Raw genomic sequence first — 20,672 nt, forward strand, 5'->3', positions numbered from 1 at the left:
TTCCTGTTGCAACAGGATCTGACAGCGAAGGCGGTTTTATGGAACTTGAGCGGGAAATCGAACTTCTCGGCGTGCATGCGGAAGGCGAGGTCGGGCGGGTGATCGTCTCTGGCGCGCCGGAGATCCCTGGGGCCTCGCTGGTGGAGAAGATGGGGTTCATCAACACCACCGACGACAGCCTGCTGAAGCAGTGCCTCTATGAGCCGCGCGGAGCGGCGCAGATGACGATCAACCTGCTGCAGCGTTCGTGCCGGGCGGAGGCGGAATTCGGCTTTATCCCGCTGCAGGCGGACGGGGCGCATGCGATGTCCGGCTCCAACACCATGTGCGTGGTGACAGCTCTGTTGGAAAGCGGGCTGGTGCAGGCGGAAGGGCCGGAGGCGGTGGTGCCGCTGGACACGCCTGCGGGGCTGATCAAGGCAACCGCGTACTGGGACGGCAAGAAGGTGGAGCGGGTGCAGATCGCGATGCCGGTGAGCTTTGCCGAGCATTTCGACCATCCGCTGGAAGTGGAGGGCCTGGGCACCATCAAGACCGATGTGGCTTTTGGCGGCTGCTATTTTGCGCTGATCAAGGCCGAAGAGCTGGGGTTTGCGATTGCCCCGGACGAGGCGCGGGACCTGGTGGAGCTGGGCGCGCGCATTCAGGCTGCCGCTGCCGAGCAGATCAAAGTGCAGCATCCGGAGGTCGATGCCTTCAACCGGGTGGAATACCCGATGTTCATCGCGGGGCAGGGGGCCTCGATCCGCAATGCGACGATCATTCACCCGGGCCGCATCGACCGGTCGCCCTGCGGCACGGGAACCTCCGCACGGCTGGCGGTGATGCTGGCGCGGGGCGAGATCAGCCTGGCGGATACGGTGTCGTCGCGCTCGATCATCGGCGGCGAATTCACCGCGAGGATCACCGGGACAACCACCTGCGGCGGACGGGAGGCAATCCAGCCGCAGGTCGCCGGGCGGGCCTGGATCTATGGCCGCCATGTGCTGGGGGTGCATCCCTCTGATCCGTTCCCGCTGGGCTACACGCTTTCCGATACCTGGGGCACAGCGGCGCCCCGCTGACCCCCTGCGCCCCGGCTGCCGCCGCCGGTGCAGCTGCCCGGGGCTTACCCCTTTTTCCGGCACTCACTTGGGAGGATATGCAATGAAGCTTTTTACCGGACTGAAACTGGGTGCTGCGGCGCTGGCGCTGATGACGGCCGCCAGCGCGGCGGCGGCCGATGTGAAACTGCGCCTGGCAGGCCAGCACCCGGTCGACCACAACGCCACCAAGGTGCTGAAGGAAACCATCGCTGAAATCGAAGGCGCCGGAGTGGGCGTTGAGATCAAACTGTTCCCGGCCGGCCAGCTGGGCAATGGCGAGGTGGTGTTTGATGACGTTGCCGCAGGGGTGATCGATATTGGCCATACCTTCATTTACAGCCACAAGGACCCGGTGCTGGAAATCAACTCGCTGCCTTATCTGGTCAGCAACTACGAAGAGATGGAAAAGGTCTATTCGGCAGGCTCTGCCTTTTATGGCATCTATGACGAGCATATCGCGGCGCAGGGCATGAAACTGCTGGGCGTCTTTGCCGAAGGGTTTATCGGCGTCGGCTCGACCAAGGCGCCGGCCGATGCGGGCGGCACCGGGGACAAGGAATTGAACATCCGGGTGTGGAGCGCTGACGTGGGCCGGCTGACGGCGCAGGCGATCGGTTTCAAGACCACCACGATGAACTGGGGCGATGTGGTTCCGGCGATCCAGCAAGGGGTGATCGAGGGTGTGATCGGCGGCACCGCCGAGTCGAACTACACCGTGTTCGGCGACAGCGTGAAATATTTCACCCCCTATAACGCCTTTGTCGAAAACACCGCGTTTTACATCAATCAGAACACCTGGGACGGCTTGAGCGCCGATCAGCAGCAGGTGATTGCGGAGGCTTTTGCCAAAGCCTCGGCCAAGTCGTTTGCGCTGAGCAAGAGCGTTGATGCCGAATACATCGGGCGGCTGGGTGAGAAGAACATCGAAGTGGTGGGCATTTCCGACGCCGAGCGCGCGGCGCTGGCGGCGCATGTGCGCGGGACCGTCTGGCCGGTGCTGGAGGACAAGCTGGGCAAGGCGCTGCTCGACTCGATCAAGGCCGACCTGAACTGATGATGTGCCGGGGCGGGCTTGGGCCTGCCCCGGTTCCCTAGGGGAGGGGGAGCCCATGGACCTGCTGGTCAAACTGGAGCGCGCCATCGTGTTCACCTGCAGCCTGTTTCTGGCCTCGGTGTTCCTGGTGGTGGTGCTGATGCGCTATGTCTTTGAAAGTGATCTGTTTGCCTATGAGGAATGGGCGCTGATCGTGGCCTTTCTGTTGTATTTTGCAGGGGGCGCGCTGGCTTCGAAAACCGACAGCCACATCAAGGCCGATATCATTCTGGAAATGATCCGCACGCCGCGCGGGCGGCAGGTCTATTCCGGTGTGATCCAGCTGCTGGAGGCGCTGATCCTGGCCGGGCTGACCTATTTCGCGGTGCGCATGTTCCTGAACGAATTTGCCCGCTGGCCGAACATCCCCGCCACCACCGTTTACAAGATCCCGCTGGCAGTGCCGCGGTTCTTCATTGCCGCGGGATTTGTGCTGATGACCCTGCATGCGCTGCTGAACGGGCTGCAGACCCTGCGCGGTGCCCGTGCGGCCAGCCCGGAGGCTGCATCATGACCCTGGCTATCGTTTTCATCCTGCTGTGCCTGCTGCTGGTGATCGGGCTGCCGGTGCCCTTTGCCTTTGGCGCGGTGCTTTTGTACCTCGGCTGGGCGGCCGAGACCGATATCGCCAATTTCCTGTCCTCAGGCCATTGGCGGATGAACAATATCGTGCTCTTGGCAATCCCGCTGTTCATCCTGTCCGGCGCGATCATGAACCGGGGCAAGCTGGCGGAGCCGCTGGTCGACATGGCCTCGCTGTTCCTGGGGCGCTTCCGCGGCGGGCTGTCGGCGGCGGCGGTGCTGGCGAGCGCCATCTTCGGCTCGATCTCCGGGTCGGCGGCGGCGACGCTGACCTGTATTGGCGGGGTGATGCTGCCGCGGCTGGAGCGGCACAACTACCCCAAGGGGTTCTCGGCAGCGCTGATCGCCAATGCGGCGCCGCTGGGGCTGCTGATCCCGCCCAGTTCGATTCAGATCATCTATGCCTGGGTGACGCGGCAGTCGGTGCTGAAGTGTTTTCTGGCCACCGTGGTGCCGGGGATCATTCTGATCACCCTGCTGTGCCTGGTGAACTGGGTGCTGATGCGGACCCGCAAGGAGATCGTGCTGGAGGAGGCGCCGCAGTCGATGCTGGCCGAGACCCGCCGCCGCACCGCCTTTGCCACCCCGGCGCTTTTGATGCCGGTGATCATCCTGGGCGGCATCTATGGCGGGGTGATGACCCCGACCGAGGCGGCGGCGATTGCGGTGTTTTATGCGCTGCCGGTGGGGTTCTGGGTCTACCGCGGCCTCAACTGGCAGACCTTCAAGGAGGCGGTGATCGAAAGCGGCATCACCACCGGTGCGGTGATGGTGATGTTCTTCATGGTGATGATCGTGAGCCGCCTGCTGGTGTTCGAGGATATCCCGGCGCTGGCGCAGGAATTCATCTATTCGGTGTCGGAGAACCCCATCGTGATCCTGTTGATGATCAACATCGTGCTGGTGGCAATCGGGATGCTGATGGACGACGTCTCGGGCGTGCTTTTGTCGGCGCCGCTGCTGCTGCCGGTGGTGCAGGATCTGGGCGTCGATCCGGTGCAGTTTGCTGCCATCATCGGGGTCAATCTGGGCATGGGGAATATCACGCCGCCGACCGCGCCGCTGCTCTATCTGGGCGCGCGGGTGGGGCAGACATCCGTGCAGTCGATGCTGAAGCCGACGCTGCTGATGATCGCCTTTGCCTGGATCCCGACGCTGATCCTGACAACCTATATCCCCGGCGTGGCGCTGGCGCTGCCGGAATATATTCTCGGATACTAAGGACTTGGACATGACGTTCACGCAAGACATTGCCGCCCGGCTGGAAAGCCTGAAGGCGGAAGGGCTGTATAAAACCGAAGCGCCGATTGCCTCGCCGCAGCAGGGGGAGGTGGTGCTGGAGGATGGCAGCCGCAGCATCAACCTGTGTGCCAACAACTACCTTGGGCTGTCGAACCACCCGGCGCTGGTGGCGGCGGCGCGGGGCGCGCTGGAGCAGTACGGGTTCGGCATGTCCTCGGTGCGGTTCATCTGCGGCACGCAGGTCCCGCACAAGGCGCTGGAGGCGCGGCTGAGCGGGTTTCTGGGGATGCAGGACACGATCCTGTTCCCAAGCTGCTTTGATGCCAATGCCGGGCTGTTCGAGACGCTGCTGGGGCCGGAGGATGCGATCATCTCGGATGCGCTGAACCATGCCTCGATCATCGACGGGGTTCGCTTAAGCAAGGCGCGGCGGTTCCGCTATGCGAATTCGGACATGGGCGAATTGGAGCGCTGTTTGCAGGAGGCGCAAGGCGCGCGCTACCGGCTGATTGCCACCGACGGGGTGTTCTCGATGGATGGCTATATCGCCAGGCTGCCCGAGATTTGCGGCTTGGCCGAGAAATACGATGCCATGGTGATGGTGGACGACAGCCACGCGGTGGGATTTCTGGGCGACCACGGGCGCGGCACGCCGGAGCTGTGCGGGGTGGAGGGCCGGGTGGATATTCTGACCGGCACCCTGGGCAAGGCCCTGGGCGGCGCCTCCGGCGGCTATGTGGCGGCAAGTGCCGAGGTGGTGGACTGGCTGCGGCAGCGCTCGCGGCCCTATCTGTTCTCCAATACTCTGGCGCCGGTGATTGCGCAGACCAGCCTGCGGGTGCTGGACCTCCTGAAGGAGGAGCCGGAGCTGCGGGCGCGGCTGCGGCGCAACGCGGAGCATTTCCGCCGGGAGATGATGGCGCTGGGGTTTGAGCTGCTGCCCGGGGAGCATCCGGTCATTCCGCTGATGCTGCGCGATCCGCAGCTGGCGCAGGATTTTGCCGCGCGGCTGCGGCAGCTGGGGGTTTATGTGGCGGCGTTCTCTTTCCCGGTGGTGCCCAAGGATCAGGACCGGATCCGCACCCAGATGTCGGCGGCGCATTCGATTGAGGATCTGGACCGCGCCATTGCCGCCTTTGCCCAGGCGGGGCGCGAGCTGGGCGTGATTTCCTGAAGGAGGGAGAGAGATGTTTTCACTGAAAGGGCAGACAGCGATTGTCACCGGCGGCGCCAGCGGCATTGGCCTGGCCACGGTCTGGATGCTGGCCGAACTGGGGGCGAACATCGTTATCGCCGACCTCAATGAGGAGGCGGGCGCGGATGTCGTCACGCAGCTGGAAGGGGAGGGGACTAAGGCCTTGTTCCAGCACACCAATGTGGCCGAGGCTGCGGATGTGGACGCGCTGATCGGCGCCACGCTGGAGCACTTCGGCGGCTTGGAGATCCTGATGCATTTTGCCGGGATCGGGCTGGAGCAGCATGCGCTGGACACCACGCGGGAGAACTGGGAGCGGATCATTGGCGTGAACCTCACCGGCAGCTTCCTGATGCTGCAGGCGGCGGGCCGGGTGATGGTGGACAAGGGGTATGGCCGGATTGTTGCCATGTCCTCGATGGCCGGGGTGCGCGGGGGGACCGGGCGCGCGGCCTATGGCGCCTCCAAGGGCGGGGTGTCGGCGATGATGCGGGTGATGGCGATGGAATGGGCCAAGCATGGGGTCACGGTGAATGCGCTGGCGCCGGGCGGGATCGAGACCGCCCTGGTCAAGAAGATGCACGACGCCGAGACCCGCCGCGCCTATCTGGCGGGCATCCCGATGGACCGTTACGGCACGCCGGAGGAGGTGGCTGCGGCCGCCGTCTATCTGGCGCTGCCGCAGTCGAGCTACATCACCGGGGTGAACCTGCCGGTGGATGGCGGGTTTGACGCCTCCGGGGTGATCAAGGACGGCTGATGCAGCATTTTTCGCTCAATTGATGCCACCCGCCCGGCCGACAGGCCGGGCTGCGTCATGCTGAAAGCATGCCTCCGGCATGACCCGCCCCCATGGGGCGGCGCATTTGCGCCACCCCGCGGGTCTCTGCAGCCCTTTGCGCTCTACTGGGTTGCTGCTTCCAGGGCTATTGGGTGTCGAGACCGGGCCAGTGCGCTTCCGTCTGTGCCCGGAATTCAGTCTCGGTGTAGCTGCCGAACCAGTCGAGGAAGGCCGCAATGCGCGGGGAACTCCGGTCGCGGGCCACGGCATAGAGGCCGTCTTCCAGCACCACCGGCGCGTCGAGCACCGGCACCAGCTGGCCCTCCTGCAGGAAGTCCAGCGCGGTGCCAATCCAGCCAAGCGCGATGCCGCGGCCGCTGAGGGCGGCTTGCATCATCAAGAGGTGGTTGTCGAAGGCGGGGCCGGGCAGGGGGCCGCTTTGCCTGACGCCGAAGTATGAGAACCACTGCGCCCAGTCGTACCAGGATTTGTCGTTGGAGCGGGCGTGCAGCAGGGTATGGGCCGTGAGGTCCTGCGGGTTTGACGCGGCGCCGGCCTGTTCGAGATAGCCGGGGGAGGCGACCGGCAGGATCTGCTCGCGGAACAGCAGCCTGGACTGGCAGCCGGGCCAGTTGCCGCGGCCAAAGCGGATGGCCACGTCGATGCCGGGGTCGAGCGTGGACAGCCCGTGAAAGGCGGTGACCATATTGACCTGGATGCCGGGGTGCGCGGCGTGAAACCCCTTGAGCCGCGGCAGCAGCCAGTAGTTGCCGTAAGCCAGGTTGCAGGAGATTGTCAGCGTGTTGTCTTCCTTGCGCCGGCGCAGCGCCTGGGTGTCGGCCGAGAGCTGCGCCAGGCAGGTACTGAGCGAGGCAATGTATTCGGTGCCCTCCGCCGTCAGCGCGACGGGGCGGGCGGAGCGGTCGAACAATTTGGTTTCAAGGAAGGCCTCTGCCTGGGTCACCGCGTGGCTGACGGCGGACTGGCTGGTGTTCAGCTCTTCGCCGGCGCGGGTAAAGCTGCGCAGCCGGGCCACGGCCTCAACCGCCAGCAGGGCCTTCAGCGGCGGGATGGTCTTCCAGTAGTGCATCATGAAAATCCTTCATGATAGAATGATCGCTTTCTCTCTACCCTTGTCGCCTCTTTACCGTTGAAATCAAGCGGAATGCGCGGGGCTGGTGCCCGCAGGAGGCATGAGGGGAGACGATATGGCTGGGCTGATAGAGGTGACGGCGCGCGGCCGCGTGCTGGCGGTGGCGATGAACCGGCCGCCGGTGAATGCGATCAATCTGGATCTGAGCCGTCAGATGTATGCGGCGTTTCAGCGGTTGAACGAGGATGAGGGGCTGAGTGTTGGGCTGCTGTCGAGCCTGGGTAACGAGAAGAACATTTTCTCGGCAGGCTGGGATTTGAAGGCCTTTGCCGCAGGGGAAAGCGCGGATGCGGAGCAGGGGTTCGACCTTGGGCCGGGCGGCCTGGGCGGTCTGCCGGAGTTTTTCGATCTTTACAAACCCGTGGTGGTGGCGCTGGCGGGCGGCGCCATCGGCGGCGGTTTTGAGCTGGCGCTGGGGGGAGATGTGATCCTCTGCTCCGAGGATGCCTATTTCTGGCTGCCGGAGATGCAGCGCGGCTTCCTGCCGGATGCAGGCGCGATCCAGAAGCTGCATCACAGGATCCCGCATAACGTGGCGATGGATCTGATCCTGACGGGGCGCAAGATGTATGCGGATGAGGCCAAGCACTGGGGCCTGGTGCGCGATGTGGTGCCGGTGGACCAGCTGATGGAACACGCCCGCGGGGTGGCAGACACGATCGCGCAAGGGGCGCCTTTGGTTGCCGGTGCCTTGAAGGAATACATGCGCAAATACGGCCACCGCTCGGTTGAGGAAAGCCATGCGGCGGTGCGCCGGGCCTGGGTCGGCAAGAGCGACATGCCGATGTACGAGCAGATGATCCGCTCGGACGATTTCACCGAAGGCTCGGTGGCTTTTGCCGAAAAACGCGATCCCAAGTTCAAGGGCTAAGATGATGCACAGGCTTTCTCCGATGTTTGAGGCCCGTTCGGTGGCCGTGGTGGGCGCCTCGGCGCGGGCAGGCTCCTTTGGGGCGCGGCTGGCTGAGGCCACTTTGTCTGGTGGATTCCAGGAGCGGATCAGTTTCATCAACCCGCGCGGCGGGGAGATTTTGGGGCGGCAGGCGCTGGCCTCGATCCGGGAGCTGGATCATGCGCCGGATGTGGCGGTGCTGGGGATCGGCGGCGCCAATCTGGAAGGCGCGCTGGTGGATGCGATTGCGATGGGCGCAAAGTCGGCGGTGGTGTTTGACCTCTGCCAGGGGCAGACCGTCAATGGCACCCCGCTGCTGGCGCGGCTCAAGGATATTGCGGCGGAGGCCGGGCTACCCATCTGCGGCGGCTCGGGCATGGGGGTGATCAACACGCAGACCGGGCTGGTGGGCAGCTTCTATCCGGCGGATCACATGCGGGCGGGGGGGATCTCTCTGATTGCCCATTCGGGCAGCGTGTTCACGGTGCTGGGGATGAACGATCCGCGGTTCCGCTTCGATCTGGTCGCCTCGCCCGGGCAGGAGATCGGCGCCACGGTGGATGAATATATCGCCTATGCCGCCAGCCGCGGGACCACCAAGGCGATTGCGGTGTTCATGGAGAGCGCGCGCAATCCCGAAGGGCTGGTGGAGGCGCTGAAGCTGGCGCGGGATGCGGGCAAGCCGGTGGTCATCTGCAAGGTGGGCCGCACTGAGGAAAGCGCGCGGCTGGCGCGTTCGCACACCGGGGCGCTGGCGGGCAGCCATGCGGCCTATGAGGCGGTGTTCGAGGAGTGCGGCGCGATTGCGGTGGATACGGTTGATGCGCTGATGAACACGGCGCTGTTGTGCGCCTCGGGGCGTATTCCGGGGCCGGGCGGCGCCGGGCTGGTGACCGACAGCGGCGGGTTGCGCGAGATGCAGGTGGACCTGGCGGCGGAGACCGGCACGCCGCTGGCGGTGCTGAGCGGCAAGACCCGCATCGCACTGCGCGAGGCTTTGCCGCCGGAGCTGGAGCCGTCGAACCCGCTCGATTGCGCGGCGGATATGACGGATGAGTTTCCCAAGGTGTTTGACCGCGGCCTGGACATTCTGGCGGCGGCGCCGGAAGTGTCGATGCTGGGGTTCGAGGCGGATTTGCGGGATGATTACGTCTATGAGCCGGGACTGCTGGAACACGCCAGGCAGCTGCGGGCGCGCACGGAAAAACCGGTGTTTTTCTATGCCAGCTTTGGCCAGACCCATAACCGCGGCATTGGCGAGGCGCTGGCGGAAGCGGGGGTACCCTGCCTGAACGGGGCTGAAACCGCGATGCAGGCGGTGAAGGCGTTTCAGGCCTGGGCAGATGGCTTGCGGGCGGAGGTTGAGACCGCGCCTGAGGTGCCTCTCGGGCAGGCGCTGCCCGCGTATCTGGATGAGGCGGCGAGCCTGGAGGTGCTCTCCGGGTTCGGCGTGCCGGGTGCGCTCAGCCGGGTGTGCAGCGATGCGGGCAGCGTGGCTGCGGCGGGGCAAGAGCTGGGCTATCCGGTGGTGCTGAAAACCGCCGAGGCCGGGATTGACCACAAGAGCGATCTGGGCGGGGTGATCCTAGACCTTGGCGATGAGACTGCGCTGGCCGCGGCTTATGCGGATCTGTCGGCGCGGCTGGGGCCGCGGGTGGTGGTGCAGAAACAGGCCGCGAAAGGCGTTGAGCTGGCCTTTGGCTGCGTGATGGATCCGGATTTCGGGCCGCTGGTGATGGTGGCGCCGGGCGGCACGCTGGTGGAGCTGTTTGATGAGCGCCAGTTTGCCCGCGCGCCGTTTGGGCCCGGGCAGGCAGAGAAGATGATCCGCCGCTTGCGGGTAGCCAAGCTGATCGACGGGGTGCGGGGCGATGCACCGCGGGATATGGCGGCGGCGGCCCAAGCCTTGAGCGCGTTTTCCACGGCCTGCGCGGCGATGCGGGATCAGGTGGCGGAGATCGACGTGAACCCGGTGATGGTCACTGAGACCGGCGCGATGGCGGTGGATGCGCTGATCGTGCCGGCGCAGGGTGCTGTCCGGGAGGCGGCGGAATGAAGGTTGCGATCCTTGGCGGCGGCGTGATCGGCGGCGGCTGGGCGGCGCGGTTTCTGCTCAACGGCCATGACGTGGCGGTTTATGATCCGGCGCCGGATGCGGAGCGCAAACTGGGTGAGGTCTTGGACAACGCCCGTGCCAGCTTGCCTGCCTTGTACGACCGGCCATTGCCGCCGGAGGGGTCACTGCACTTTGCGCCATCGCTGACGGAAGCGCTAGCCGGAGCGGATTGGGTACAGGAAAGCGCGCCGGAGCGGCTGGAGGTGAAACAGGCTCTGTACCGGGAGATTGAGCCGCATTTGGGGGAGGGCACCGTGCTGGCGTCGTCGACCTCGGGCTACAGGCCGAGCCAGTTGCAGGCGCTGCTGGAGCGCCCGGAACGGCTGATCGTGGCGCATCCGTTCAACCCGGTTTACCTGGTGCCGCTGGTTGAGGTGGTGGGCTCGGACGCGACGCCGGAGGCGTTGAAAACCCGCGCGGCGGAGGTGCTGCGCGGGATCGGGATGCATCCCTTGGTGATAGGCTGCGAGATTGACGGCTTCATCGGCAACCGTTTGCAGGAGGCGGTCTGGCGCGAGACCCTGTGGATGGTGAAGGAGGGTGTGGCCACGACGCAGGAGATCGACGAGGCGATCCTTTACGGCTTTGGCCTGCGGTGGGCGCAGATGGGGCAGTTCGACACCTACCGGCTGGCGGGCGGCGAGGCCGGGATGCGGCATTTTCTGGCGCAGTTCGGGCCTTCGCTGAAGGAACCGCTGACGCGGCTGATGGATGTGCCGGAGCTGGACGGTGCGCTGGTGGAACGGCTGGCGGCGCAGTCCGATGCACAGTCGGGGCATCTGAGCATCCGGCAGATGGAGCGGGCGCGGGATGCCAATCTGGTGGCGCTGATCCGGGCCTTGAAGCAGCGGGATGCCGGTGCCGGGCGCGCGGTGAAGGCGCAGGAGGCCGGTTTGGCTGTTCCGCAGACCGCGGATTTGCCGGTAACCGCCAAGCGGGTGATCCCGCCGAGCTGGACGGACGCCAACGGACATATGAACGAGGCGCATTACATCGAGGTGGCCTCAAACGCCGCCGATGCGCTGACCGAAAGCTGCGGGGTGACGGCGGAGTATATCGCCGGCGGCAACAGCCATTTCACGGCTGAGACCCATGTGCGCTATCTGGCGGAGCTGCATGAGGGCGATGAGATCACCGTGCAGACCCAGGTGCTGCATGGCTCTGGCAAGAAGACGCATCTGTTTCACCGCATCCTGGGGCCGGATGGGCTGAGCGCCACGGTGGAGATGATGATCCTGCATGTGGATCTGGCGACGCGGCGGGTGGCAGACCCTTTGCCGCATGTTGCCCAAGCCCTGAAAGCGCTGGAATGCGCGCATTCCCATCTGCCGCGGCCCGATGGCGCCGGGGCGGCGATCCGTGATTTGACAAAGACATAGACCCAAGAGGCAGTAGCGATGAGCCAGGCCCGTTTCCCCAATCTGTTCTCCCCGATCACCCTGGGCAGCCTTGCCTTGCGCAACCGGATCGTCTCGACCGGGCATGAGACGCATCTGAACGAGAAGGGGCGGATCGGCGATAGGATGATCGCCTATCACGAAGCGCGGGCAAAGGGCGGCGCCGGGCTGATCGTGGTGGAGGTGGCGCTGGTGCATCCAAGCGCGGTGTTTGTGGCCGATCCGATCCGGATCGATACGGATGAGTGCATTCCCGGCTACCGGCGGCTGGCTGAGGTGGTGAAGGGCCACGGCTGCGGGCTGATTGCGCAGCTGTTCCATCCGGGGCGCGAGATGCTGGCCTCGGAAGACGGCACGGCACCGGTGTCCTACAGCGCTTCGGCCACGCCGAACGAGCGGTTCCATGTGATGCCGCGGCCAATGACGCCGGAGATGATTGCGGAGGTGATCGCCTCTTACGGCGCGGCGGCGCGGCGGATGCAGGAAGCCGGGCTGGACGGGGTCGAGATCGTCGCCTCGCATGGCTATCTGCCGGCGCAGTTTCTGAACGGGCAGGTGAACCGGCGCGAGGATGAATACGGCGGCTCGCTGGAGAACCGGACGCGGTTTATCCGCGAGATTGCGGCGGCGATCCGGGCCAAGACCGGGGAGGGCTTTGCCGTGGGCCTGCGCTTGTCGGGGGATGAGCGCAGCCATGAGGGGCTGGAGGCGGATGAAATCCTGGACGCTTGCGAATTGATCGCGGCGGACGGCTCGCTGGATTACCTGAGCGTGGTGGCGGGGTCTTCGGCAACCTTGGCCGGCTCGGTGCATATCGCGCCGCCGATGTACGAGGATGCGGGCTATACCGCGCCTTTGGGGCAGGCAATCCGGGAGCGGACCGGGCTGGCGACCATTGTGACGGGGCGGATCAACCAGCCGCAGGAGGCGGAACGGATCATTGCCAGCGGCCAGGCGGATATGTGCGGCATGACCCGGGCGATGATTTGCGACCCGGAAGCGGGGAACAAGGCGCAAGAAGGCCGTGCGGAGGACATCCGCGCCTGTATCGGCTGCAACCAGGCCTGTATCGGGCATTTCCACGACGGCTACCCGATCTCCTGCATTCAGAACCCGGTGAGCGGGCGGGAGCTGCAGCTGGGGGTGCCGTCTCTGGCGGCCGCCAAACGCCGGGTGATGGTGATCGGCGGAGGGCCCGGCGGCATGAAGGCCGCCGCAGTCGCAGCGGAGCGGGGGCATGAGGTTGCCTTGTTCGAGCAGGCGGCCCAGCTGGGCGGCCAGGCGCGGCTGGCGCAGCTGCTGCCGCATCGGGCGGAGTTCGGCGGCATCATCACCAATCTGGCCCGCGAGATGGAGCTGGCCGGGGTGGAAGTCCGCACCGGTGCGGCGGTGGATGAGGGGGTGATCCGGGATTATGGCCCGGATACAGTGATCATCGCCACGGGTGCTGCGCCGCGCTGGCCGGAGTTCGAGGGGCGCGAAGAGGCGCATAGCGTGGATGCCTGGCAGGTGCTGCAGGGGCAGGCGGATATTGGCAAGTCGGTGCTGGTTGCCGACTGGCGCGCCGATTGGGTTGGCATGGGCGTGGCGGAATTGCTGGCGCAGAACGGCCATCATGTGCGGCTGGCGGTGAACGGCTATATGCCCGGGCAGACCATCCAGATGTATGTGCGCGATGCAGGCATCGGGCGGCTGCACGCCTTGGGCGTCGAGGTGCTGCCCTATATGCGGCTGTTCGGGGCCGATGCGGACAGCGTCTATCTGCAGCACATCATGAGCAACGAAGCGGTGATCTGCGAGGGCGTCGACACGCTGGTGCTGTGCCAGGGGCATACACCGCAAAACCAGGTAGAGGAGATGGTGCGCGGGCTGGGGATCGAACATCATCTGGCAGGCGATTGCATCGCGCCGCGCACCGCCGAGGAGGCGGTGCTGGAGGGGCTGCGGGCGGGCCGCAGCGTTTAAAGTCGCGGCGGGTTGCGCCGCGCTGCTTCGGCCCGGCAGGCTCCCTGGGCCGGATTTGCCATATAGGGCGGCAGTTTAACTAATTCCGGCATAAGAAGTTGGCGGCGCGTAAACCCTGTGTTTACTCGCTGCCTGGGGCAATTGCGGCGGAAATGGGGCGGATCTGCCTTATTTGCCGCAAAAGCTCCGCAAACAGGTCACAGTCCGATTTCAGCCTTGGAACCACGCGGCCGCTGCGCCGGCTGCGCTCCACTCGCTGCCACGGGGAATTGACACTGTGCCTCATGATACGTCTTTTGCAGGGGATGCGCCGGGCTGCGAGCTGCCCGGCGGCTTCAAGCTGCTGCAGGGGCAGTACCAGATCGAGCGGCCGCTGATCAGCGGCGGTTTCGGCATCACCTATCTGGCCCGCGACAGCCTGGAGCGCCGGGTGGTGATCAAGGAGTGTTTCCCGGCCGGGCTGTGCCGCCGCGACGGCATTGATGTGAAGCCCGAGGCGATGGGGCAGGCCAAGGCCTACCGCAATATCCTGCGGGCGTTCCTGCGCGAGGCGCAGTGGCTGGCCAAGTCGCAGCACCCGGGCATTGCCCAGGTGCATCAGGTTTTCAAGGAAAACCAGACCGCCTATATCGCGATGGAGTGCATTGACGGGCTGGACCTCTTGACCGTGCGCGAGGAGCAGCCGGAGCGGCTGACCGGGGCGGTTTTGAAGCAGATCCTGGACCAGGCGCTGGATGTGCTGGGATGCATTCACAAGCTGGGCATCCTGCACCGTGATATTTCGCCGGACAATTTCCTGCTGGATAAGCAGGGCAAGCTGACCTTGATCGATTTCGGCGCCGCCTGCGGCAGCCGCGGCACGGACAGCAGCGGCGCGGCTGCGGTGATGGCGGTGAAGGACGGCTATTCGGCGCATGAGCTGTACCAGCCGGAGCTGCCGCACCGGCCGGTCTGCGATCTCTATGCGCTGGGGGCCACGTTTTACTATCTGATCACCGGCGATGCGCCGCCGCACAGCCAGGAGCGGCTGAAGGCGGTGATGGCGGGTGACCCGGACCCTTGCAAGCCGCTTCTGGGCGGCGCCTGGGCGGTTGATCCGGCACTGCTGGCAACGGTGGACATGGCCTTGTCGGTGCTGCCGGCGGAACGGTTCCAGTCGGCGCGGGACTGGGCTGATGCGCTGGCGGAGTGCGAAGAGACTGAGGTTCAGCCGGTTGAGGAAGCCGCGCCGGAGCCTGCCGTGGCGGATGCGGGCGGCGATGGCAATCTGGTTGCGGCAATCGCCGATCTGGTGGCCCGCACCAATGGCAGCCTGACGCCGGGCAAACCGCGCTCAAGCTTGGCAGAGCAGGCACCGCCGCCGCCCAAGCCGGAGGCAGAGGCGCGGGAGCTGGTGAACCTCTTTGGCGAGCCGGTCACCGATCTGGAGGCCTGGCTGCAGGAAGAGGATGCTATTGCCCGCCGCCGCAAGAACACGCCGCCTGCGGAACAGCCTTTGGCAGCCGGCAGCGGTGCCGAGCAGCAGCAGCAGAGCTTTGCAGGGCGTCTGCGCAAAATCCTGGGGCGCGGGCCGGGCGGCCTGTCTCCGGTTAGGAATTGAGGGGAACGGTTATGAAATTCATCAAGGACATCATTGGCGAACGGCGTGAGCGGGTGCAGCAGGGCGGGTTTGCGCCGGACGCGGCCTTGGCACAGCCGGTGCCGCCGCCGGAGCCGGATGCGATGGCGGCGTTCTTTGCCGACACCGGTGAGGCGGCCGAAGCGCCGGCGCCGCTGCGCCTGGAGGACGAGTTCCGGATGGCCGGAGTGCAGCAGGAGGCTCTGGCTGAACCGGAGACTGCGGCCGCAGCGGAAGAGGAGCCTTTGGCGGCCCAGGCAGAGCCAGCGGCAAAGGCTGCCGATGAACAGGCGATTGCAGCCTTTTTCGCCCGCGAGCAGGCTGCGGCGGCGGATCCTGTGGAAGCGTTCTTTGCTGAGGAGGCGGAAGGTCAGGACGTGTTGCAGGACGATGATCCGGAGGTTGATGAGGAGGAGACACCGTTTGCGCCTGGCGAGGGTGCGGATTTCTCCCGCCTGATGCAGCCTGATGCGCCGGAGAAAGATGGTGGGGAGGAGCGCAGGCCCTACCGGGTTTTCACCCGGCGGCTGAAACCGGATGCGGAGCCAGGCGCGGAGGCGGCGGTAAACGCAGATCCTGTGCCGGAACCAGAACTGGAGGAAGATGCAGTGCCAGGACTGGAGCAGATCGTTTCCGCGGCCGCTGTGCAAACAACGCCAGAGGGGCCGGCTGCTGTGCCCGAACCCCGGATGGAAGCTGCGCCGGAGCCGATTGATGTGCCGGCACCTTCGATGGGGCGGGGCGCTGCGCGCGCGGGGCGGGTCAAGACGCGGCTGCTGGGGTTCAGCCCCGATCAGGGCGCGGGCAGCGATCCCTTTGCCCGCAGCGCCGACAGCAGTGTGCCGGGCTATACGGAGTTTCCTGTCGGCTGGCTGGCCATCGTCAAGGGACCGGGGCGCGGTGCGGCCTTCACCCTGTTCAGCGGTGTCACCGTGATTGGCCGCGGTGCGGATCAGACGGTGCGGCTGGACTTTGGCGACAACAGCATCTCGCGCGATAACCACGCAGCAATTGCCTATGACGCGGAGCAGAAGGCGTTTTACATCGGCCATGGCGGCAAGGCCAATCTGGTGCGCCGCAATGGCCGCCCGGTGCTGAGCACCGAGGAGCTGGCGGCGGGTGACGAGATCCGGATCGGCGAGACCACGCTGCGGTTTGTGCCCCTGTGCGGCGCGGAATTCGGCTGGGATCAGATGCAGCAGGGTGATGCCGGCTATGCCGCTGCCCGCTGAGTTTGCATATGACGCCGCAACGGCGATCAGCCAGGGCCGCCGCGAGCGCCAGGAGGACGCTGTGGCGGCGGATTTCCTGGCCGGAGCCGGGACCGGCTTTGCGGTGCTGGCGGATGGCATGGGCGGGCATGCGGCAGGCGACATCGCCAGCAAGATCGTGGTCACCGAGGTGTTCAGCGATCTGAAGCTGCGGGCCGGTGATCCGGAGGCGATGGAGGACCGGATCGGCGATGTGCTGCAGGCGGCGGCGGAGGCGGCAAATGCCTGCCTGGGCGAATATGCCGGCGGTTTCCCCGAAAGCCGGGGCATGGGGGCAACCCTGCTGGCGCCGGTGCTGTTTCAGGAGCGGCTTTACTGGATCTCGGTCGGCAACTCGCCGCTGTATCTGTTCCGGAACGGCAAGCTGCTGCGGCTGAATGCCGAGCATTCGATGGCGGCGGAATTTGCGGGTCTGGTGGCGCAGGGCCGGATGGCGGCGGCAGAGGCGGCCAGCCACCCGGACCGCCATTGCGTGACCTCGGTGCTGAACGGCGGCGGGATCCGCCGGATCGATTGCCGCCGCGCGCCGGTGTGCCTGCGGGCAGGCGACATCCTGCTGGCGGCCAGCGACGGGCTGCAATTCCTGGCCGAGACGGAGATTGCCGGGGTGCTGGCGGCCGAGCGGCACAGCAGCAGTGCCCGCATCGGTGCGGTGCTGATGCAGCAGCTGGAGCAGCTGGGCGCGCCGGAGCAGGACAATGCGGCGCTCTGCGTGATCAAGCCCTTTGCGCAGCGGATGCCGGCGGAGGCTGAACCGGTGCGGGTGGAGGCCCGGGCGGAACAGCCGGCTGCCGGGGCCAGCGCTGCGCGCGGGCGGCGCAAGATCACTTTGCTGGCTACGGTCTCCAAGCGCGGCGGCGCCTCTGCTGCCTGTAATGTGAGGGATGTGATGCTGTGAGCTTGCCTGCAACTGACATAGATCCGCTGGCCGGACGGCTGGAGCAGGTCCTGGGCACCGGACGGCTGCCGCGGGAATACAGCACTTGGGTCAGCCAGCTGCTGCAGCGGCTGCGCCAGCCGGTGCGGGTGGCGCTGACCGGCACCGCGGGGGCCGGCAAGTCGGCGGTGGCCGACATGCTGCTGGGCCGGGTGGTGATCGGCCGCAAGGCGGGCGGGCATATGGTCGAGATCTGCCATGGCCGCGATGAGCGGGTGGTGTTTGAGACCGCGGATGGCACGCGGGTGCAGCAGCCGGGGGTGCTGGCCGGTGCAAAGGTGCCGCAGGATACGGTGCTGGTGCGCCAGTATCTGCCGGATCCGCAGCTGCGCTGGCACAGCTATACCGAGCTGCCGCTGTCCGGGTCTGCCGGCCGCCAGCGGGATCTGCTGCAAAAGGCCTCCGCTGCGGTGGATATCATCCTGTGGTGCAGCCAGGAGTTCAGCCCCGCGGAACAAGCGCTGTGGGCGGGGGTGCCTGACAGCAGCAAGGACCACAGCTTTCTGGTGCTGACCATGGCTGACCGGCAGATCATGCGCGGTGTTCTGGCTGACCGGATTGCGGCGCTGGAGCCGGTTGCCGCGGAAGAGTTTCTGGGGGTCTACCCGGTGGCCGCGATCCAGGGGCTGACGGCGCGCAGCGCGGGCGGGTCTTCCGGTGCGGGTCTGTGGCGTTCGAGCGGCGGCCAGCAGCTGTTTGACGATGTGATGCATCAGGTCGAGCTGGGCCGGAGCTCTGACCTGGACCAGGCGGAAATGCTGGTGCGGAAGTTTGGTGCCGAGGCTCCGGCGCCGCGCCAGGAGGCCCGGACACCGCCGCCGCCGCAGGCTCCCGCGGCAAGTTCCGGTGATATACCCGCTGCCAGGCCCGCCTCCAGACCCGCTGCCAGGCAGGAGGCGCCGGCTGGCCAGGGGCTGGAGGGCGCGCTGGAGCTGCTGCAGCAGCGGGCGGAAGAGATGCTGGCGGAGGCGGACGCGGCGGGCGGGGCCCGGGCGGATGCGGTGCTGGGGCGATGCCTGGAAGCGGTTCAGGAGCTGTCGGAGATGCTGGAGCAGGCGCCGGACAGCCCGGCAGCGGCGGCGGCCCGGGAGGCGGTGCAGGATGGCGGCGAGCTGATGGTGCTGTGCCAGCTGGAACAGGGCGAGGATGCCGCCATCGATGCAGTGACGCTGCTGGTGCAGCTGAAGAAGGAACTGGCGGAAGACAGCGGCTGACACAGGGCCGGCCTTCCGGACCTTTGCAATCGACCGCCCCTACAAGACTGAGCAAGACTGAAATGAACATGCAGCCCCAGATCGAGAGTGCAACGGATATCCGCGGATCGGCGCGGCCGACCAATCTGAAGGCGGGCCTGGAGCCGCTGGCGGAGTTTGCCGCCAAATCGCAGGAGACCGGAGCCGCGCTGGATGCGCTGGCCGAGGCCTCCGGCGAACGGGTTGCGCGCAGCCTTGCCCGGCTGAAAGGGGAACTGGAGGCCTTTGAACCCAGCGTGACGCTGCTGGGGCAGGTGAAATCCGGCAAGACCTCTTTGGTCAATGCGATGGCGGGCTGGGCGGACCTTTTGCCCTCGGATGTGAACCCCTGGACCTCGGTGGTGACCTCGCTGCATCTGACGCCCGGCGAGCGGCGGCAGGAGGGCAAGGCCTGTTTCCAGTTCATGACCGAAGCGGAATGGGACCGGCTGCTGACCAAGGGCGGCCGCATCGGCGAGATGGCGGGGCGGGCAGGTGCCGGCAGCGAGTTGCAGAAAATCCGCTCTCAGATCGAGGAGATGCGGGAGCGTTCGCGGCAGCGGCTGGGCCGTAAGTTCGAGCTGCTGATGGGGCAGAAGCATGAATACGGCTATTTCGACAAGAACCTGATCGAACGCTACATCTGCCTGGGCGATGATTTCGACGCGCCGGAGGACGGCGGCCTGGATGAGCAGGGCCGCTTTGCCGATATCACCCGCGCGGCCGATCTGTACCTGAACTGCCGCACCGTGCCGCACCGGCTGTGCCTGCGGGATACACCGGGGGTCAACGATACCTTCATGATGCGCGAGCAGATCACCATTCAGGCGATCCGCGACAGCCGGTTGTGCGTGGTGGTGCTGTCGGCGGGGCAGGCGCTGACCTCGGTCGACCTGGGGCTGATCCGGATGATTTCGAACCTGCAGTCGCGCGAGGTGGTGATTTTCGTCAACCGGATCGATGAGCTGGCCGAGCCGGCCGCCCAGACCGCCGAGATCGAGGCCAGCATCCGCCAGACGCTGGAGACCCATCACGGCCCCAAGGATGCCGCCATCATCTTTGGCAGCGCCTATTGGGCCAACAAGGTGCTGACGGGCGGGCTGGAAGAGATGGAGAAGGAAAGCTCCGACGCATTGCTGGACTGGGCGCAGGCCTCGGTCAATGCCTCGCATGCCGGGCAGCCGGCCCAGAACATGGTGTGGGAGCTGTCCGGCCTGCCGGCGCTGAACCGGGCGATCTCAGAGCGCATCGTTGCAGATCTGGGCGCGCCGCTGCTGACCCGGGTTGCCAGTTCGGCTGTCACAGCGGCGACCGGCCAAGAGGCGGCCAATGCGGTTCTGGTGCAGGGTGCGGGCAGCGCGGCGCATGGCAATGTCCACGGCATCCGCGCGGCCTTTGAGGAGACCGCGCAATCGCATCTGCAAGCGCTGGAGGCGGAGATTGACGCGGTCTTTGAGGCCTACCGCGAGCGGGCTGACCGGGCGCATGGCAACTTTACCGACCGCGCCACCCATGCGCTGATCGAGCATCTGGAGAAATGGGGTGAGGACAGCCCCTGGGAATATGATCCGGCCGGGCTGCGGATGCTGCTGCGGACGGCCTATTCGGTGATGGCCAAACGGCTGCAGGCAACGGCGCAGCTGCGCTATGAGGCGGCGGTGCAGGATGTTGCGGGCGTGCTCTACGACGGGTTCGGCGCTGCGGTCGAAGGCATCCAGATGTCGGTGCCCGAAGTGCCGGCTCCGGCCTCGCCGGTGGCGCTGGGGCAGGCGATTGCGCTGGACTTCAATGACAGCTGGTGGGCTGCCTGGTGGCGCCGCACCCGCGGCTACAAGGCCTTTGCCAAACAATTCCGCAGCCTGATCGAAGGCGAGACCGAAGACTTCATGACCCAGCTGAAGACCGTGCAGACGGCGGATGCGCGGGCGGCGGTTCTGGCCCGGCTGCAGGGGTTCTTTGAGGATCAGCGCGACATTTTGCTGGAGATTGCCGATTGCAGCCGCACGGGCGGCGACATGCAGGCGCTGTTCTCCGGCCCGGAGGGCAGCCGCCGCCGCCAGCAGGCCGAGGCCGCCCTGCAAACGCTCAGGAGCTTTACCGCATGATACAGGAG

The 20,672-nt window shown here is 66.1% G+C and carries 16 protein-coding genes; 15 read left to right on the top strand and 1 reads right to left on the bottom strand.

Translation table 11 applies throughout. The annotated features are described in order from the left end of the window. Positions 1-38: 38 nt before the first annotated feature. The 6 genes from ACXAEH_RS22195 (at position 39) to ACXAEH_RS22220 (ending at position 5,957) form a co-directional block, all read left to right on the top strand. Positions 39-1,064, top strand: coding sequence for a proline racemase family protein (locus tag ACXAEH_RS22195; RefSeq protein WP_475036204.1), 1,026 nt, complete (start codon positions 39-41; stop codon positions 1,062-1,064). Between the two features lie 82 nt (positions 1,065-1,146). Beyond that, positions 1,147-2,139 (top strand): TRAP transporter substrate-binding protein DctP, encoded by a 993-nt coding sequence (gene dctP, locus ACXAEH_RS22200; RefSeq protein ID WP_475036205.1) that lies wholly within the window; start codon positions 1,147-1,149, stop codon positions 2,137-2,139. A 55-nt stretch (positions 2,140-2,194) separates the two neighbouring features. Beyond that, positions 2,195-2,692 (top strand): TRAP transporter small permease, encoded by a 498-nt coding sequence (locus tag ACXAEH_RS22205; RefSeq protein WP_475036206.1) that lies wholly within the window; start codon positions 2,195-2,197, stop codon positions 2,690-2,692. Next, the gene (locus ACXAEH_RS22210) at positions 2,689-3,981 is read left to right on the top strand and encodes a TRAP transporter large permease (protein WP_475036208.1); all 1,293 of its coding nucleotides are present in this window, start codon (positions 2,689-2,691) and stop codon (positions 3,979-3,981) included. The genes ACXAEH_RS22205 and ACXAEH_RS22210 overlap by 4 nt, the downstream gene beginning before the upstream one ends. A 10-nt stretch (positions 3,982-3,991) precedes the next feature. After that, the gene (locus tag ACXAEH_RS22215; protein ID WP_475036209.1) at positions 3,992-5,176 is read left to right on the top strand and encodes a glycine C-acetyltransferase; all 1,185 of its coding nucleotides are present in this window, start codon (positions 3,992-3,994) and stop codon (positions 5,174-5,176) included. Positions 5,177-5,189: 13 nt separating this feature from the next. Continuing rightward, on the top strand, positions 5,190-5,957 hold the full coding sequence (locus ACXAEH_RS22220; protein WP_475036210.1) for an SDR family NAD(P)-dependent oxidoreductase: 768 nt from the start codon (positions 5,190-5,192) through the stop codon (positions 5,955-5,957). Positions 5,958-6,123: 166 nt separating this feature from the next. On the opposite strand, the gene ACXAEH_RS22225 is transcribed toward ACXAEH_RS22220, so the two are convergent. Continuing rightward, a complete protein-coding gene (locus ACXAEH_RS22225; protein WP_475036211.1) occupies positions 6,124-7,068 on the bottom strand; it encodes a LysR substrate-binding domain-containing protein in 945 nt (314 codons plus the stop codon). Positions 7,069-7,186: 118 nt separating this feature from the next. Here ACXAEH_RS22225 and ACXAEH_RS22230 point away from each other — a divergent pair, with 118 nt between their 5' ends. The 9 genes from ACXAEH_RS22230 (at position 7,187) to ACXAEH_RS22270 (ending at position 20,664) form a co-directional block, all read left to right on the top strand. Next, positions 7,187-8,002: an enoyl-CoA hydratase-related protein gene (locus ACXAEH_RS22230; protein WP_475036213.1), complete on the top strand. Its 816-nt coding sequence runs from the start codon at positions 7,187-7,189 to the stop codon at positions 8,000-8,002. 1 nt (position 8,003) lies between these two features. Continuing rightward, entirely contained in the window at positions 8,004-10,079 is a 2,076-nt protein-coding gene (locus ACXAEH_RS22235) for an acetate--CoA ligase family protein (RefSeq protein WP_475036214.1), read from the top strand. Then, entirely contained in the window at positions 10,076-11,518 is a 1,443-nt protein-coding gene (locus tag ACXAEH_RS22240; protein WP_475036215.1) for a carnitine 3-dehydrogenase, read from the top strand. Before ACXAEH_RS22235 ends, ACXAEH_RS22240 begins: the two co-directional genes overlap by 4 nt. Before the next feature lie 18 nt (positions 11,519-11,536). After that, complete coding sequence (locus ACXAEH_RS22245) at positions 11,537-13,501, top strand: oxidoreductase (protein WP_475036216.1); 1,965 nt, start codon at positions 11,537-11,539, stop codon at positions 13,499-13,501. Between the two features lie 277 nt (positions 13,502-13,778). Then, on the top strand, positions 13,779-15,101 hold the full coding sequence (locus tag ACXAEH_RS22250) for a serine/threonine protein kinase (RefSeq protein WP_475036218.1): 1,323 nt from the start codon (positions 13,779-13,781) through the stop codon (positions 15,099-15,101). 11 nt (positions 15,102-15,112) lie between these two features. Further along, positions 15,113-16,351 (top strand): FHA domain-containing protein, encoded by a 1,239-nt coding sequence (locus tag ACXAEH_RS22255; protein ID WP_475036220.1) that lies wholly within the window; start codon positions 15,113-15,115, stop codon positions 16,349-16,351. Next, the gene (locus ACXAEH_RS22260; RefSeq protein ID WP_475036222.1) at positions 16,335-17,288 is read left to right on the top strand and encodes a PP2C family protein-serine/threonine phosphatase; all 954 of its coding nucleotides are present in this window, start codon (positions 16,335-16,337) and stop codon (positions 17,286-17,288) included. The genes ACXAEH_RS22255 and ACXAEH_RS22260 overlap by 17 nt, the downstream gene beginning before the upstream one ends. Further along, on the top strand, positions 17,285-18,541 hold the full coding sequence (locus ACXAEH_RS22265) for a hypothetical protein (protein WP_475036223.1): 1,257 nt from the start codon (positions 17,285-17,287) through the stop codon (positions 18,539-18,541). Before ACXAEH_RS22260 ends, ACXAEH_RS22265 begins: the two co-directional genes overlap by 4 nt. Before the next feature lie 62 nt (positions 18,542-18,603). Beyond that, positions 18,604-20,664 (top strand): dynamin family protein, encoded by a 2,061-nt coding sequence (locus ACXAEH_RS22270; RefSeq protein ID WP_475036224.1) that lies wholly within the window; start codon positions 18,604-18,606, stop codon positions 20,662-20,664. Positions 20,665-20,672 lie beyond the last annotated feature (8 nt).

Source organism: Leisingera sp. ABM4_060 (assembly GCF_056158765.1).